This window comes from Rhodococcus sp. Q, assembly GCF_005503035.1.
In the GTDB taxonomy this organism is placed as follows: domain Bacteria; phylum Actinomycetota; class Actinomycetes; order Mycobacteriales; family Mycobacteriaceae; genus Rhodococcus_G.
On sequence record NZ_SCOY01000024.1, the window covers coordinates 1 to 15,684 of the forward strand.

Sequence of the window (15,684 nt, forward strand, 5' to 3'; positions counted from 1 at the left end):
GGGCTGGTCGGGTAGGTGCCGGTGTCGAGGGCGGCGGTGTCGACCGCGGCGGGGGCGGCGTCGCCGCCGGACTTCGCGCTGGGCTCGCCGTTGGTGTCGTTGCTGCAGCCGGCGAGGAGCACGCCCGCGCAGAGCACGGCCGCGGCTCGCGGCATCCAGGTTGTTGTCCGCACGGTGGCGTTCCTTTCGTCGTGTCCCCGCGGCGATGCCCGGGGTTCGGCCCGGGTGGCAGGGGTGGTGTCACTGGGTTGGATGCGGCGAAATCGGTGAAGGTTCCCAGGTTCACGACGAATGTGCCCTGGATCACATCTGGTGGTGGGTGGGGTGTACCTGCACGCCGCGATGGCTGGTGCGCCGCGTTACTGTCTGACCGCACCGGTGCGGGACCGGATCGCCGCCTATGGGGGAGGAAGGGGAATCGTGAACGCCACACCGCAGGCAGGACAGCCCGCCGCGGCTGCCGCCGCGCCGCCGCGGCAGCGCGCCGACGCGCTCCTCACCTCGATCACCGGGAAGATCCTGCGCCCGTTCGGGCAGGACGCCCTCTCCGACCTCGCCGTGCAACGCGCCGCCGGCACCGAGCAGACCCGTTCGGTGGTGGTCGTCGGCGAGGTCAAACGAGGGAAGAGTTCCCTGGTCAATGCGCTCGTCGGGCTGCGGGATGCGTCCCCGGTCGGGGTGGATGTGACGACGTCGACGACGATCGCGCTCGGGGAAGCCACGGACGAGCAGCCCGGGGGCACCGCGCAGTTGCTGTTCCCGGATCGCACCGAGCAGATCCGGCACGACGACCTCGCGTCCTGGGTGTCCTGCGAAGGCGCCCACGTCCTCAACCCCGCCATCGACGAGTTGCCCACGCGGGCGATCGTTCCCGTCGCCGGCAGCCGCCTCGGGGACGTCGCGGTCATCGACACCCCCGGGGTGGGTGGGCTGAACCCGGCCTACGCATCGCTGGCGACCGCATCCGCGGCGCAGGCGTGCGTGCTGGTGATCGTGTGCGACGCCTCCACCCCGCTCACCGCCCCGGAGATGGCGTTCATCCGCGACACCGGCGGCGCCGTCGAGGCGTTGATCGTGGTGGTCACCAAGACCGACAAGAACGTGCGCCGGTGGCGGCCGATCGTCGAGGAGAACCGGGCGCTGTTGCTCACCCACCTCGGCCGCGACGTCCCGGTGATCGGGGTCTCGAGCCTGCGGGCCGTCGCCGCGGCGGAGATGGCGCCGGGGCGGGCCCGCGACCGCACCGAGCAGCGATCCGGCATCACCGAACTGCGGGCCCTGATCCACGCGAAACTTGCTGTCGCGGAGAACCTTCCCGCCGCGAGCGGTCTGCGGACCGCCCTCGAAGGGCTGCGGGCCCTCGAGAAGGACATGAGCACGCAGATCGACGCGATCACCACCAGCGCCCAGGTGATCCCGGACCTGACCTCTCAGCTCACCGAGCTGCAGGAACTCAAGGACCACTCGCAGCAGTGGGAGCAGTACCTCCAACGCGACCTGACCCTGATCCGGCAGAACGCCACCGACACCCTCGACAGCGAACTCGATGCGCTGCGCGAGAAGTGGACCACGACGATCAACAAGAACGGGATGGCGGTGCTGCGCAAGAACCCGCAGCACTTCACCGCGGAGATGGAGAAGGACTTCCACGCCGCGATGGCCGCCTCGCTGACGGTGTTCCTCGACCAGCTCTACAACCAGATCGTCAAGCCCCGCTTCAACTCCGAAGTCGTCTGGAACGAGATCTACCAGCAGGTCGTGGAGACGCTGGCGAACCGGAAGATCGAAACGCACCAGGTCGCCGGGAAACGCCAAGGGCTGCTCGATCCGTCGATGCTCACCATGGGTGTGATGGGGTCGTCGATGCTCGGTGGCCTGATTGGGGTGACCACCCTCGTCGGGGTCGGCGCCGTCGTCGGTGTCACCTGGGTCGGGGTCAACCTGGGATTCAAGGCGATGCGCGCCGGGAAGACGAACCTGCTCGCGTGGATGCGGGAAACGATCGGCACCACCAAGACCACGACGGCGCGGATGCTCGAATCGGCTCTCGCGCTGACCCGGCCGGAGATCGTCATCCGCTACCGCGATCACCTCAAGACCTCGATCGAGCATCTGCAGAAGCAGATCAAGGACGCCGAAGAGATCGCCCGCACCGACAAGGCCACCCGGGAGAAGAAGCTGACGCGGCTGGAAGGGAACCGGAAGGTGGTCGTCGACAACATCGCTCGCGCCGAAGCTCTGATCGGTGAACTCACCACCGCCCCCGTTGGCGGCGCGACCGCGTCCGCTGGCGGCGTGGCCGCGGCGGGGGGTGCGGTGTCGTGACCACACCGATGATGCCGCCGATGGACCCGGCGCGCGCGAGCCTCGACCGCGCCCTGCATGCCCTCGCCGCAATCGGCCCCGACCTCGCTGCGCACGCCAACCGGATCGGCGCACGGTTGTGGTCGCCGCCGCGGATCGTGATCGTCGGCCGCCTCAAGGCCGGAAAGTCCACCCTGGTGAACGCGTTGATCGGGGCGCCGGTCGCCGAAACCGCCGCGCTTGAAGCGACCCACGTCGTATCCGTCTACCAGGACGGTGCCCCGGCCCGCGCCGAGGCGGTCCTCCTCGACGGCACCCGCCGCCCCATTGAAACGGTGCGCGGGCACGTCACCGCGCTGCCCGTCTCCGCCGACCAGGTCGCGTACCTGCAGCGGTGGCTGCCGTCCGCGGCGATCCGCGACCACACCCTCATCGACACCCCGGGCCTGGCGACGTTGACCGCGGAGAACGAAGCCCGCACCCACCGGGTGCTGATCGACGGGTTCGAGCAGACCCGCACCGCATCCGTCGACGCCGACGCCGCGGTGTTCCTGTTCGACTCCACCCCCCGCGCCGACGAAATCGCGTTCCTCAAGAAGCTCGGCTTCACGCCGTTGACGACTCTCGGGGTGCTGTCGCGGGCAGACGGATTCGGTGAAGGCGCGCTCGGGGTGCGGGATCCGCTCGAGCATGCCGCCGCGCACGCCGCCGTCCTCGCCGCCCGTATGCAGGACACCGTGATGACGGTGCTGCCGGTCGCCGGTCTGCTCGCCGAAACGTCCCACACCGGTGCCCTGACCGAGGCCGATGCCCGCGCCCTCGCCGCCCTGTCCGGGGTCGAACCGTTCGACCTGCTCGACCTGCTCGACTCCGAAGCCCCCGACGCCTCCGTCCCGGTGCCGCCGGAGGTGCGGGGCCGGCTTGTGGACCTGCTCGGCGAGTACGGCATGATCCACGGCCGCGCCATCGCCGCCCGCGGCGCCGCTGCCCTCAACGATTGGCTCGTCGCCTGCTCCGGAGTACCTCAGCTGCGCAGCGTTCTCGCGCACCACCTCGGGGTGTTCGCCGGGGTGCAGCGCGCCGGCCAGATCATCCGCGAACTCGACCTGCTCGCCTATTCGCATCCGGCGCGGGACCGGATCCGCGGCATCGTCGACCAACTGAGGATGGATCCGGCGCTGCACACCGTGGTCCTATTCGAGCACCTGCAGGCGATGCTCGAAGCCGACCCCGTCTCCCCGGTCACCGGTGAGCTGCGGCGCCTCGTCGAACAACCCACCCCGGCAGGCAAACTCGGCCTCCCACCGCATGCCACCGTCGACCAGGTCCGCGCCGAGGCCATCGAGAAGCGCTCATGGGCGCACGCTCAGGCCCTGTCGACGATGACCGCCGCGGAGGACGCCGCCCTCGTCGTTCTCATCCGCACGTACGGACTGCTCGCCGCCTGAACGCACGCCGCCCCGTAGGCATCACGGAGTGACGCGAAGCGCCCTTTACTCGACAGTATCGAAGTCAGATCAGCGGGCGCCATGAGGGAGGCTGGGGTAACTCCGGGCGTATGGATCTGGGTTGTCGGTCTGTTGCTCTAGGGTTCCGGCTCGTGCACCAGAGATCGTTTCGTTTCTCCTTCGAACTTCGGGCTCCTCTCCCTATGAGCAGGCCAATTTGATAGTGCCCGCAGTCCGTGCGCTGATGAAGCGAGAGGGGCTGGAGCCGAACTACGGACAGCTCGAACCCAAGGGCGAGGATCAGTGGATGCTGTCCAGTTGGACTGCCGATCTCGACTACGACGTATTCCTGGATCGCTATCCGGGGGGGGGTCATTCCCTTGGCATGCCGGTCTTGACTACCAGGTATACCTGGAGCGCAATAGGGAAATGTCGTTCGAGGATTGGCAAGAGTCGGTGGAGCAAGCCATGAAGCAGATAGTGGCGGAAGCGAATCCGGCGGCGTGGGCGTCCTGTGAGTGGCGCTACTCGGATGACGAGGACTTTGAAGTCCTCGTCTATGAGGACGCTGATGACGAGTGATGCACTCGGTCTTTGGGTTGTAGTCGTCGTGGGTCCGGACCACAGCCAGTCGACCTGGGCAGGAGGTGGCCGATGCGCCTCCGACTGCGGGAGGTCGGTCGGGTACGGTGCCAGGCGTGCCCAGCACTGCTCGTTTGATGCAAGATGGATCCGGCGCTGCACACCGTGGTCCTGTTCGAGCACCTCCAAGCGATGCTCGACGCCGACCCGACGTCCCCTGTCACTAGCGAGCTGCGGCGCCTCGTCGAACAACCCTCTGCGGCAGGCAAACTCGGCCTCCCGCCGCATACCACCGGCGATCAGGCCCGTCGTCGGGCAGCGAGCAAGCCAACTGGGACGGTGAGCCCTCGGTCGACCCATACACTTCGTCAGGTGTGTGGGCGGTCCCCGACCAGATCGAACCCGGACGGTATGCAGTCACCGCCGGAACGGGTCCCGTTACCTCAGTTCGGTGGTATCAACTCTGCCGAGACGCCTTCTGCAAGGACACCATCGCTGGGAGCACTCAGTACGCGCCCGAAGGTGGCGGCCAGGTGTACGTCACGGTCCCCGCGGACGGTTCTGTTCAAGGGTTCCTGAACAACGGTGTTGCCCTCGACCGAGTTCCCTGACCGATCCGACGTGTACGTCCTGCTGCGTAGCGCTCAATCTCACTGGTGCAGCAGGCGCCGAATGAGGCGGACCCATAGTGAGGTCTGGCGCGGATCACCCCTGCCGGGTCGAAATGTTCCCTGCCGCGGTCAGAGACGAGACCCCTAGCTGGTTGGATGCTCCTGGCAGGTAGGCACTTGGGAGATGAATGCCAGCGCGTTCGACTCCGCGTTCTCGGCTTCCCGCGTGATCGCCTCCTGATCGTCGGCGTCCGTAGCCTCATCGGTGGCGCCCGTAACCTCGTAGGTGGCGACCGCCAGCGCGAGTTGCTCGGCGACCTGATCCTGTGTCATGCGCTCGTCCATGAGCTTGCAGAACTGGGATACGAACTCGGTCGAGGTCATTGCTACTCCGGGGGCGGTGACCGTATCAGCGAGCGACTGCAACGAGTCACTGATGGCAGCAGCATCACTTGTGGTCGACGATGCCTCCCCACCGCACGCGGCGATTCCGACCAACGCTGTCGTCGTTGCTACGCACAGCAGCATCTTCCGGACAATTCTCATGACGAGGGTTCTCCTACCGTGTTCAATCCGAATCGGTTTCCGCAGGCAAAACGCCTATATCTGCACGATTTTCGGCGAATGCTACCGGAGCGAAGAGATGGGTCATTGGCGGGCTTGTTCGCACGAGAAGGCCTCAATTGTCCTGGGCGAGCATCTACGACTTGTCGGGCGGAGCAGAAGGGCGTGAATCGTGGCGGACAGGTGCTCGAGTACGAGATATCTACTGACGCGTTAGTCGTCCGGATGCCGTGCAGTTCGCCGGCGGAGGTCTGCGACCATGTGAGCCGAAAGAGACTGTGTGACTGTAAGTCATCCCTGTTATGGCCACCGGCGGCCCGCGCTGCCTCGTTGCACGTCGACGGATGTCGGCTCAGCGGTCGTCCTGATATGAAAGCTCAGTCGGCCGGGGCATGGCCTCCATTTCCGGGGGATGTGACCGTCCCGTCCGCGCCCGACGGTCAGCCACCTGCGCCCAGGCCCCCGCCGGCCCGTCGTGGCCGCGAACTTCGGGTCGCGTAGCCACACGGGCCGGGGGTGGGCATCAGAAACTGAGCTTGGGAAACTCCAGATCAGGAAAGTTGGCGTTCTCGACGGCCTTCAGCTGTTCCGAATAGCTGTGGTCGGTCTTGGCCTGTTCCACCAGGCGTTCGCGTTCGGCGCCGGCAGGTTCACCGAGCAAGCGTGCGGCGGCTTCGGATGGGGTGAGGCCGCTCGCCACCAGGGTTCGCCACTCGGAGTTCCCGGTCGCCTGCTGTAGCAGGCGACCGATCGCCGAACCGGTGTTGTATGAACGCCCCGCGGCAATCGATACGAAGAGCGGTTTGGGCTCAGCGGATCGCTGCTGATCGTCTTCGTAGACGACTTTGTAGCCGGCATATCGCGCGAAGAGGTCGTCGACGTACCGGCCGAGTCCTTCCATCTGCTCCCCGGAAGCCTCCTTGTCGCGCACACCCGGCTGTGTCTGCCAGCGGGTGGCGCGGATGGCCAGGAAAGTGCGCAGCAGATCGCGTGCCTCTTCGTGGGTATCGGCCTGCTCGGCCAGGACGCAGTCTTCCACCAGCGCGAGTCCATGCACGTCTGCTGGTTCCCGCGGGTATGTGGACAGATCCGTGGTGCCGCCGGATTCGCTGGGGATCTGGCTGAACTGGTCGCCGCCCTGGAATACATGGAACCACTCGTGGACGTAGCCGAGCATGAGAAGTCTGTTGTCGGCGCCGTACGCACGGGAGCCGGGTTGCTGGTGTGGGGAGTAGACGCCGGCGTAGGCGCCCTCGTATTCGTAGATCAGGGATTCATCTCGGATCTTCTCCAGGACGGGGCCGTCGTCGATGCGGTAGACCGGGGGCAGTCCCAGCTCCCTTGGCAGGTCCACCGATGTGGGGTTTGTGCCCAGTGTTTCGGGGTGGGGATGACCGATCGTATAGAGGTACTGCGGGTTGATCGTGCCGTCGTCGCTTCCGGCATCAGCTGCCATGATCACGCCCTGGTCGAGTCGGTAGTTCTCCGACCAGATCTCCGCCGAATGCCGCGAGAACGTCCGGTAGACCTCGCTCATCTGGGTGAACATCTGCTGATCGGCCAGAGGGAGGTTCTGCCATATCGGGGATGCGGGGAAGGAAGCCGGCTCGACCGTCGCCCTGACGTCGGTCCTGCCATCTGGCGCGTCATCGGATCTCGCCACTCGGGAGGGCGAAGGAACCTCATTACATATTCCGGCAGCCGTTTCTGTCGCTGATGTCGCCTGGACTGTCGACTGCCCTGTGAGGGCCTGCTCGCCGCATCCGGTGGCCAGAGCCAATGTGAGCAAGACGGCCGCACTCCGAACCGCGGACGTTCTCATCGAGGTCCGTTTGGGGCGGATGTATGGGGACGGGGGCGTGTGTGGCGGCCGGAAGGTGCGCATCGGGGGGTTGCTGCTTTCGTCTGGGTGTCATGTGAACTACCCCTGGATCGTTACCGAAACCGATGTTTCGTTTCTCTAACCGGCTTTGCTCCCCGTTCTGGTCACAAGGGTTCCCGAAGGCACCAGATCGTCCGATCAGCGAAAAACAGGCATGGACGCAGACCACTACGACCTGCTGCCTCGAGTGCGTCTGGGGAGGGACCACGTCAGCGGGTTCGCCACTTGCGGCTCAGGAGTAGCAACCGACGCCGGGCTTGATCTCGCAATCTGCGCGTCCGGCCTGGGGCTCGGCAAGGCGAGAATTGCAGGCAGGGGTGGGCACGCTACTGGTCGGCTTGGCCGCGATCGGGTAGAGAGCGCCTGGCATCTGAAAGAACCGCATCAGTATCTTTCGGTGCTGAGAGCGATGTCGCGCTACTGATCGTGTGGGTGTCAGATCTTCCGTTTCGTCAGGAACCGGCTGATGCAGGGTCGGCACCTGACATGGCGACAGCTGGCGCGGTGGGTCCGCCGAAGGTCACCCAGACACTCAGGCCAACAGTCGGGTTGGTATGCGCGCTGACCCGCCCACCATGTGCGCGGGCGATGGAGTCGACGATCGAGAGCCCCAGGCCGGCCCCCTCTCCAGGAGCGTGTCTGCGCGGGTGCAGACGGCGGAAGGGTTCGAACAGGTGCGGGACGATGTCGGCGGGTACCTCGGGACCGGTGTTGCTGACCTCCAGGCCGTCGAGGCCGAGTCGCACGTCGACGCGCCCCCCGCGAACGTTGTAGCGCAGGGCGTTTTCCAGAAGGTTGCGGACCAGATGCCCGAGCAGCGTCGAGTCGCCATCCACCAGGATCGGCTCGAGGTGGGACACCACGGTGACCTCGATCCGTTCGGCGGCGGCCAGGTGATCAGCGATAGCGTCGTCGACCACCTTGTCGGCCCGCACACGCTCGCTTCTGTCCAGGCCCTGGTCACTGGCCGACAGGAGCAGCAGGCCCTCGATGAGTTGTTCGCTCCGGTCGGCGACGCCGAGCAACTTGGTGCGCACCCGCGCAACCTTCTCCGGGGTGGGGTCGGCCAGTCCAATCTCCACGGCAGCGCGCTGCACCGCGAGCGGTGTTCGCAGTTCGTGGGCCGCGTTCGCGACGAAGCGCTGCTGCGCCTCGACCAATCCCTGCAGCCGGTCGAGCATGCCGTCGAAGGTGTCGGCCAGATCCTTGAGCTCACCGGGCGGGGCCTCCAACGCGATGCGCTCATCGAGATTCTCGCCGGACAGCCGCCGCGCAGTCGAGGTCATCGCATGGACCGGGCGCAGCACCCGCCCGGACATCCACCAGGCCAGAAAGGCCGAAACGACCGCGAAGACGGCCAGCGCGACCAGGGACCGGATCAGCAACTGCTCGAAGGTGGCCTTTTCGGCGACCGCGGTGGCGTGGCTCGCGATCGAGATCGACTGCTGCGCCGGGGCGGCGCCTGCCGCATCGGTCACTCCGCGGAGAGCGGCCTCCCACTCCTGGGCATCAGTCGTCTGGTCTGAAACCGGCGACTGCATACCCGGGGCAGCCTCGATGAACGCCGAGTTCAAACGGTCACCGAGGACCTGATGCATGAGGAGATAAACCGTCGCAACCAGCGCGCTGCCCGCGATGAGCAGCAGGCCCGCGTATAGGGCGGTGAGCCGAGCCCGGGCGGTGATGCGCAGTCGGCCGACGTTCATGATCGTCATCGGGTTCTTTCGTTCGTTTTCCTCATGCGGTAGCCGGAGCCTGACACCGTCTCGATGACGCTCGGCACCCCCAATTTGGCCCGCAGCTTGCTCACCGTGACGCGCACCACGTTGGAGTGGTAGCTGGTGTGTTCTTCCCACACCCGTTCGATGAGGTCGTCAGTGCCGACCACCACGCCGTCGGCCTGCATCAGTGTCTCCAGCACCGCGAACTCCTTGGGGGAGAGCTCCAGGGGGCGGCCGTCCCGGTAGGCCTGACGGCGGGGGCCATCGAGGACAACGCCATCGCAGCGAATGGCCGGCGAGACCGCCGGGTGGGCGCGCCGGCCGAGTGCCAGCACACGGGCCACGAGTTCGTCGAAGGAGAACGGCTTGGGCAGATAGTCATCAGCCCCCAACCCGAGCCCCTCCACCCGATCGCGGACAGTGCCTGATGCGGTCAGCATCAAGATCCGCGTCAGCCAGCCGCTGTCGACCACGTGCCTACAGATGTCGTCGCCGTGCATCCCGGGCAGATCCCGATCCAGAACCAGAACGTCGTAGTCCATCTCCGCCAGGCGGCGCAGCGCCCCGGTGCCATCGTGAGCGACATCCGCGGCAATAGCCCGGCCACGGAGCCCCTCGGCGATCAACTCCGCCAGGTACTCCTCGTCCTCAACCACCAGTACACGCACCCAACCAAACGTACCTGGCCAGGCGTTTCGAAAAGGTAAGTGCCCTGCGCGAGGCTTCCGCCCGAATCACGGTGACTCTGCGCATCCGCACCGCAGATCGACTTGCATGCGTGCCGATGGGGCGCCGCTCCAATCATCCCCGCTACGGAGACTCCTCGCCGTCCGAACGCCCGCCATGGGCACCACCAGGTGGTGCGCCGACCTGTACGTTCTGTGCTCGGCGCACCTCGGTCCGAGATTTCTCCGCGACGGCGGGAACCTTTCGGGCGTTGCGTGCATCCAACTAGGTGACCGTGAAGTTCTCGCCAGACCAGGCGAGATCGTGGAAGGACCGAACATGAGCCCGTGCAGCATGCGCCCCCGCATCGCCTCCACCCCCGCCCAGCGGCGTGCGAATGTGTGCTTCTGATGGCGCGTGAATGGGTCCTCGGCATCGACTTCGGCACCTCCAACACCGCGGCCGCGCACACCGGCCCGGTGTCCGGGTCGGTGGAAGCGCTGCAGCTCAGCCACAACCGCACCACCATGTCCTCGGCGGTGTTCGTCGAATCCCCGGACAACATCGCCGTCGGTGACGTCGCCGCCGACCGCGCCGAAGCCAACCCCGCCGGCTACGTCCCCGCACCGAAGCGGGCCGTCGGGCAGGGTGTGGTCAACGTCAACGGCTACGACATCCCCGCCTCCGTGCCTGTCGCGGCGGTCCTCGAATCGGTGCTCGCGCGGGCGACCGGCGCGCACGGCGGGACGTCGCCGACGGAGCTGGTGCTCACCCACCCCGAGGGCTGGTCGCAGCGCGAAGTCCAGGTGCTCCTGGATGCGGCCGTGAAGATCGGTCTCGACACCTCGCGGATCAAGACAGTTTCCGAGCCGCGGGCGGCGGCGCACTACTACTCGCGCGCGAACACGCTCGCGCCGGGCACGAAGATCGCGGTGTTCGATTTCGGTGGCGGCACCCTCGACATCGCGGTCCTCGAAGCGAACGAGCGCGGCACCTTCGACGTGGTCGCGGCCCGCGGCGACAACGGTCTCGGCGGCAAGAACCTCGACGCGGCGGTGCGGCGGTGGGTCGATCAGCAGCTCGAGGCCCGCAACCCGGACCTGCTGACGTTCCTGCGCACGCAGGCACCGATGGATGTCCGGTACGCACTGGACGATTCGATCCGCCGCGCGAAGGAACTTCTGTCGGAGGCGCCGTCGGCGACGATCACCGTCACCGGCGTCGGGGGAGTCAGTGAGCGGTTCCAGATCACCCGCGAGGAGTTCGAGGAGCTGATCGCACCAGCTCTCGACAAGGCGGTCACCCTCACCCGGCTGACGTTGGCTGATGCGCAGGTCACCGATCCGAGTCAGCTCGAGGCGTTGTATCTGACGGGCGGTTCGTCGCGGATCCCGATCGTGCACGATCGGCTCAAGGATCTCGGTCCGATCGCGACCCTCGATGATCCGAAGACGGTGGTCGCGCAGGGCGCGCTCGCGGCGGCGGCGCCGATCGTGCGTGGTCTCGGCGGTGCCCCGGTTCCCACGGCGCGTGCGACCCAGGCCCCGACTCACGCGTCTCACCCGGCGCAGGTGGGGTATGCACCTCCCGGTGGCGGTGCGCCGCAACCCGGTTGGCAGACCAGCGCCTCGGCCGGTTCCCCGGCAGCCGGGTGGCCGCCGGCCAACACCACCCCGGTCCCGGATCGCGCCAGCGGCAAGGGGAAGTGGGGACTGGTCGCCGCCGCGGTGGCCGCGGTCCTCGCGATCGGTGTCGGGGTGGGGGTGTTCGCGCTGCGCGGCGGCGACGATCCCGCCGACGCAGCGACGGTCGCCGCCGACGCCGGAGTGGACAACGGCTCCGGTGGCGGCGCAGCAGGGTCGGGGAGCGGTTCCTCGGCGACGCCCCCGACAACCAAGGAGGCAGTGATCGCGGCGATGCCGCCGGCGCTGCGCAGCGAGGTCGAGAACTGCAAGACCAGCGGGGAAACCGAGAACGGCGGACTGCAGATCCAGTGCGAGATCAAGGAAGGTAGCTCACTGACCTCGGGGATCACCTCGGGCAGCTACCAGTCGATCATCGTCTCGGTGGACACCAAGGAAGCGAAGAAGCGGGTCATCTCGATCAGGCAGGCAATGATGAACGACACCACGTCCAAGGTGAACGAGATCGTCGAGGACTCCAGCCGCACCGCCGCCGCCCATGTCGACGGTCCGGGCTACGACGACGGCTTCTCGATCTGGTACGCCAATTCCTCCACTGGAGTGATGGCGTCGTTCAGTGGCGCGAAGGGCCTCGACGGCGCCAAGACGTTCCTGAACCGGTCGGGCCTGATCAACTAGACCACAGCACCGCACGGGCCGCGATAAGCGGCCCGTGCGGTGTTTGCATGGGGGACTGTCGGACGAAGGGGGGTTCCGGCAGTCCCCCCCTTTCGTGTGCGGAGCAGCTGTTTTCCGTGCTTCCGGGAAATCTTTCGGGTGGGCGGGAACCTTTCGGCCGATCGCTGCATCCAACTATCAACAAGCGAAACCGAGACGGTTCACGACGAGCAAAGGACGAGCAGATGAGCGGCACCGCCGAGAACACCGACGCCGAGTACAGCGACGCCGACTTCGCCGAGTACGTCGACGAACTCGACGCCATCGCCAACGATCCGACACTGACCGACGCCGAGAAGCAGGACGCGATCGACACCGCCGTCGAGGAGGAGCTCGCCGAACTCTCCGCCGCCGACACGGTCACTGCCACCGAGGCCGGTGTCGACGCCGCGACCGCCAACCTCACCGACCCCACCGCGACCGCCATCCCCGAGGAGACCACCGTGAGCGATCCGACCACCACCGACCTGAACGAGCGGCTCGACAACCTCGATGCGGCGATCGAGGACCTGGAGCTCCCCAACGCCGATGTGGTCGGCGATCCGTCCACCGCGTCGTACGGCACCACGACCGCGACCACCGCTGCGCCTGCGGCTGAGCCAGCACCGGTCGCCGAGCCTGCGCCCGTCGCGGAGGCGGCACCCGTCGTAGAGCCCGCACCGGCCGCTGCTGCCGCCACCACCGCGGAGAACGCCTCCATCGGCGTCGACGGAAACGTCGACTACTACTCGCCGCGCGACGTCGACCGCGACGGCAACGTCGACGTCATCCACTCCCGCGTCGACGGCGTCGACACCATCACCCACGTCGACGACAACGGCGAGATCACCCTCGTCGAGCAGGATCTCGACTTCAACGGCACCTATGAGACCGCGGCCGCGGCACGCCCCGGCGGTACGCTCCGGGTCGCCGAAGACTCCGACGACGACGGTGACGTCGACCTGGCGACGTTCTACAACGAGACGGGCGAGCGGTTCCGCGAGGACATCGTCGACGGTGCCCGCATCACCGAGACCAAGTTCGACACCGACGGTGACGGTGATCAGGACGTGCAGCTGATCGACACCGACGGTGACGGACGTTTCGACACGGCGTCCCTCGACACCGACAGCGACGGCTACACCAACGAAGAGCTCATCGACGTCGACGGTGACGGCCGCTTCGATGTCCGGGTCGCCGACGACAACGGTGACGGCAACCTCGAATCGACTCTCGTCGACACCGTCGGCGACGGCTGCCTCGGCGACATCAGCACCTACGAGTCGCTGATCTCCGCCGACGACAGCTACCACACCCAGGCCGGGACCGACGTGTACGAGGCGCCGGCCACCGACAGTGTGGTCACCGGCGACCTCGCCTGATCCACCTCGAGTTTCCGCGCTGCACGCACCCTGCCCTCGCTGTGGTGCGTGCAGCGCGGTTCCGCTATTTGTAGCCACACGTCCACATCACCACCGCCACAGGAGGTTCCACCGTCATGGACGATCTCGGCGACGGCTTCACCGCCATGAACTGGACCGACAGCGACGCGTCCGGGCTCATCGACGACCTGGTCGTGGAGCTGGAGCCGATTCCCGCTGACGTTGACCTCCTGCCGGAGCTTCCCGGCCTGGCGGACACGGAGGAGGGGAATGCTCCGGCTCTTGCCGATCCGTCGCTGTCGGTGCCGCCCGCGCTCGACGAAATCGACCTCACCGAAGGCGAATCCAACGTCACCGAGAGTGGATCCGACTCGAGTGAGACCGAGCCTGGCGAGGTCGTCGACGACGGCGTCCACGGCAACCCGGAAGCGTGGACGCTGAACTGGTTCTTCCAGCAGGTCGACGGCTACTGCGGACCGGCGGCGGTCTCGCAGATCGTCTCCCAGTACACCGGCGTCGACATCACCGGCCCACAGCAGTTGGTGGACCGCGCCCTCGAACTCGGACTGATGACCGACCCCAGCGAGGGCATGACCCTGCCGAACATAGAGAAGCTACTCGAGGACCAGGGTGTGCCGGCCACCCTCACCAACAGCTCCCTCGACGACCTGCGGGGCAAACTCGACGATGGGTACGGGGTGCTCGCGATGGTCGACTCCGGCGAGATCTGGAACCCCGACCAGGAACCCGACGAGGACGACACCGCCGATCACGTCCTCGTCGTCGCCGGCATCGACGACACCCGCGGAGTCGTCATCCTCTCTGACCCCGGCACCCCAGGCGGAAACCAACTCGAGATCCCCATCGCCCAGTTCGAAGCGGCGTGGGCCGACTCCGGCAACCAGATGCTGGTCACCGACACCCCCGACGACGCACTGGCCACCGCACCGACACCCGCCCATCCCGCCAGCGGGCGTGGCGGCAGGTCGGCCGTCATCGCACTGTGATCGCCGCAGGAGCGGGAACAGGCACAATAGACCCAGACGGCCCGGCAACGGCTGTCACCAAGACTGACAACGAGGTGTACTGATGGACAACGACGACCCCCTCTTCGCGGCACTGGGTGAACTGCCGCCCATGCCCGACGGGCTGTGGGAGCGGGCACTGTCGGTCGCGCTCGACCCGAACACCCCACCCATCGACCCGGACCTCGTCCCCGAGATGGATGATGAGCCCGTCTTCCCCGACGACAAGGACGGTGTCGTCCTGTTCGACGAGGACGCGGTCGGTGATGCACCGGATTCTGATGCCGCGCTCGACACCGATCTCACGCTCGACGACTCCGACGCGGACGAGCTGTTCCCCGACCTCACTGTCGGCGACGACCACTCCGCGACGACCGCGTTCGACCCGGTCATCGACGACGGCGGATTCGATCCGGGACTGGACCCCGGCGTGGACCTCGGCGGCGATCTGCACTGACGACGGCCGCAGACCGGTCACCCTCCCGCGGAAGATCAGTCGGGAGGGCCGTCGCGGCGGCAGGTAGCATTCCCGCCTGGCGCGGGGGATACGCGTGGCGGAAACAGCGAAGGTGCGGGGGAGAAGCACGATGGACGATGCAGAACTGGTGGCGGCCTGCCGCCGCGGTGACCAGTACGCGTTCGCTGAACTCGTCGGCCGCTACCGCACCCCCACCTGGCATGTGTGCCTGCAGATCACCGGCAACACCCACGACGCGGAGGACGCACTCCAGGACGCCGTGATCGGCGCCTGGCAGAACCTGGCGAAGTTCCGCGGCGACGCCCGCTTCGGGACGTGGCTGCACCGCATAGCCACCAACGCCGCCCTCACGCTGGTGCGCCGCCGCAAGGACACCAACAGCCTCGACGTCACCGACGAGGACGGCTTCGGGATCGACCTCACCGACGACCGGACCCCGTTCGACGAACAGGTCACCGTCGTCGACGCCGTCCGGCACGCACTCAACCAGCTGCCCGAGGACTTCCGGGTCGCGATCGTCCTCGCCGAGTACGCGGGATTGCCGTACGCGGACATCGCCGAGCACCAGCAGGTCACGGTCGCGACGGTGAAGACCCGAATCCACCGGGCCCGAAAGCAACTCGCCGAACTGCTGACGCCGTCCCACATCTGATCCGTGAGTCAGTCGCATCGGAGTTGCCCT

General features: G+C 67.0%; 11 protein-coding genes. 7 read left to right on the forward strand and 4 right to left on the reverse strand.

From position 1 onward, the window contains the following. Window positions 1-420: 420 nt before the first annotated feature. Together FFS72_RS19290 and FFS72_RS19295 are read left to right on the forward strand one after the other, a co-directional pair. A complete protein-coding gene (locus FFS72_RS19290; RefSeq protein WP_137875438.1) occupies window positions 421-2,325 on the forward strand; it encodes a dynamin family protein in 1,905 nt (634 codons plus the stop codon). Further along, window positions 2,322-3,752, forward strand: a complete 1,431-nt coding sequence (locus tag FFS72_RS19295; RefSeq protein WP_502704132.1) for a GTPase — start codon at window positions 2,322-2,324, stop codon at window positions 3,750-3,752. The genes FFS72_RS19290 and FFS72_RS19295 overlap by 4 nt, the downstream gene beginning before the upstream one ends. 1,337 nt (window positions 3,753-5,089) lie before the next feature. On the opposite strand, the gene FFS72_RS19300 is transcribed toward FFS72_RS19295, so the two are convergent. The 4 genes from FFS72_RS19300 to FFS72_RS19315 form a co-directional block, all read right to left on the reverse strand. Then, window positions 5,090-5,329, reverse strand: coding sequence for a hypothetical protein (locus FFS72_RS19300; protein WP_137875439.1), 240 nt, complete (start codon window positions 5,327-5,329; stop codon window positions 5,090-5,092). A 703-nt stretch (window positions 5,330-6,032) separates the two neighbouring features. Then, window positions 6,033-7,046, reverse strand: a complete 1,014-nt coding sequence (locus FFS72_RS19305; RefSeq protein ID WP_137875440.1) for a hypothetical protein — start codon at window positions 7,044-7,046, stop codon at window positions 6,033-6,035. A 797-nt stretch (window positions 7,047-7,843) separates the two neighbouring features. Next, on the reverse strand, window positions 7,844-9,106 hold the full coding sequence (locus FFS72_RS19310) for a sensor histidine kinase (RefSeq protein ID WP_212744374.1): 1,263 nt from the start codon (window positions 9,104-9,106) through the stop codon (window positions 7,844-7,846). After that, on the reverse strand, window positions 9,103-9,780 hold the full coding sequence (locus FFS72_RS19315; RefSeq protein ID WP_137875441.1) for a response regulator transcription factor: 678 nt from the start codon (window positions 9,778-9,780) through the stop codon (window positions 9,103-9,105). The genes FFS72_RS19310 and FFS72_RS19315 overlap by 4 nt, the downstream gene beginning before the upstream one ends. Before the next feature lie 408 nt (window positions 9,781-10,188). On the opposite strand from FFS72_RS19315, the gene FFS72_RS19320 reads away from it, so the two are divergent. The 5 genes from FFS72_RS19320 (at window position 10,189) to FFS72_RS19340 (ending at window position 15,654) form a co-directional block, all read left to right on the forward strand. Next, on the forward strand, window positions 10,189-12,099 hold the full coding sequence (locus FFS72_RS19320) for an Hsp70 family protein (RefSeq protein WP_137875442.1): 1,911 nt from the start codon (window positions 10,189-10,191) through the stop codon (window positions 12,097-12,099). A gap of 224 nt (window positions 12,100-12,323) precedes the next feature. Then, window positions 12,324-13,499 (forward strand): hypothetical protein, encoded by a 1,176-nt coding sequence (locus FFS72_RS19325; RefSeq protein ID WP_249353410.1) that lies wholly within the window; start codon window positions 12,324-12,326, stop codon window positions 13,497-13,499. Between the two features lie 116 nt (window positions 13,500-13,615). Continuing rightward, window positions 13,616-14,506: a C39 family peptidase gene (locus FFS72_RS19330; RefSeq protein WP_249353411.1), complete on the forward strand. Its 891-nt coding sequence runs from the start codon at window positions 13,616-13,618 to the stop codon at window positions 14,504-14,506. Between the two features lie 82 nt (window positions 14,507-14,588). Next, the gene (locus FFS72_RS19335; protein WP_137875443.1) at window positions 14,589-14,981 is read left to right on the forward strand and encodes a hypothetical protein; all 393 of its coding nucleotides are present in this window, start codon (window positions 14,589-14,591) and stop codon (window positions 14,979-14,981) included. 130 nt (window positions 14,982-15,111) lie between these two features. Then, on the forward strand, window positions 15,112-15,654 hold the full coding sequence (locus tag FFS72_RS19340; RefSeq protein WP_137875444.1) for an RNA polymerase sigma factor: 543 nt from the start codon (window positions 15,112-15,114) through the stop codon (window positions 15,652-15,654). Window positions 15,655-15,684: the final 30 nt, after the last annotated feature.

What these genes read in the sequence shown, in the direction of transcription:
- FFS72_RS19300 (WP_137875439.1), bottom strand. Translation starts at nt 5,329, where the DNA reads ATGACCTCGACCGAGTTCGTATCCCAGTTCTGCAAGCTCATGGACGAG.
- FFS72_RS19305 (WP_137875440.1), bottom strand. Translation starts at nt 7,046, where the DNA reads ATGAGCGAGGTCTACCGGACGTTCTCGCGGCATTCGGCGGAGATCTGG.
- FFS72_RS19310 (WP_212744374.1), bottom strand. Translation starts at nt 9,106, where the DNA reads ATGACGATCATGAACGTCGGCCGACTGCGCATCACCGCCCGGGCTCGG.
- FFS72_RS19320 (WP_137875442.1), top strand. Translation starts at nt 10,189, where the DNA reads ATGGCGCGTGAATGGGTCCTCGGCATCGACTTCGGCACCTCCAACACC.
- FFS72_RS19325 (WP_249353410.1), top strand. Translation starts at nt 12,324, where the DNA reads ATGAGCGGCACCGCCGAGAACACCGACGCCGAGTACAGCGACGCCGAC.
- FFS72_RS19330 (WP_249353411.1), top strand. Translation starts at nt 13,616, where the DNA reads ATGGACGATCTCGGCGACGGCTTCACCGCCATGAACTGGACCGACAGC.
- FFS72_RS19335 (WP_137875443.1), top strand. Translation starts at nt 14,589, where the DNA reads ATGGACAACGACGACCCCCTCTTCGCGGCACTGGGTGAACTGCCGCCC.
- FFS72_RS19340 (WP_137875444.1), top strand. Translation starts at nt 15,112, where the DNA reads ATGGACGATGCAGAACTGGTGGCGGCCTGCCGCCGCGGTGACCAGTAC.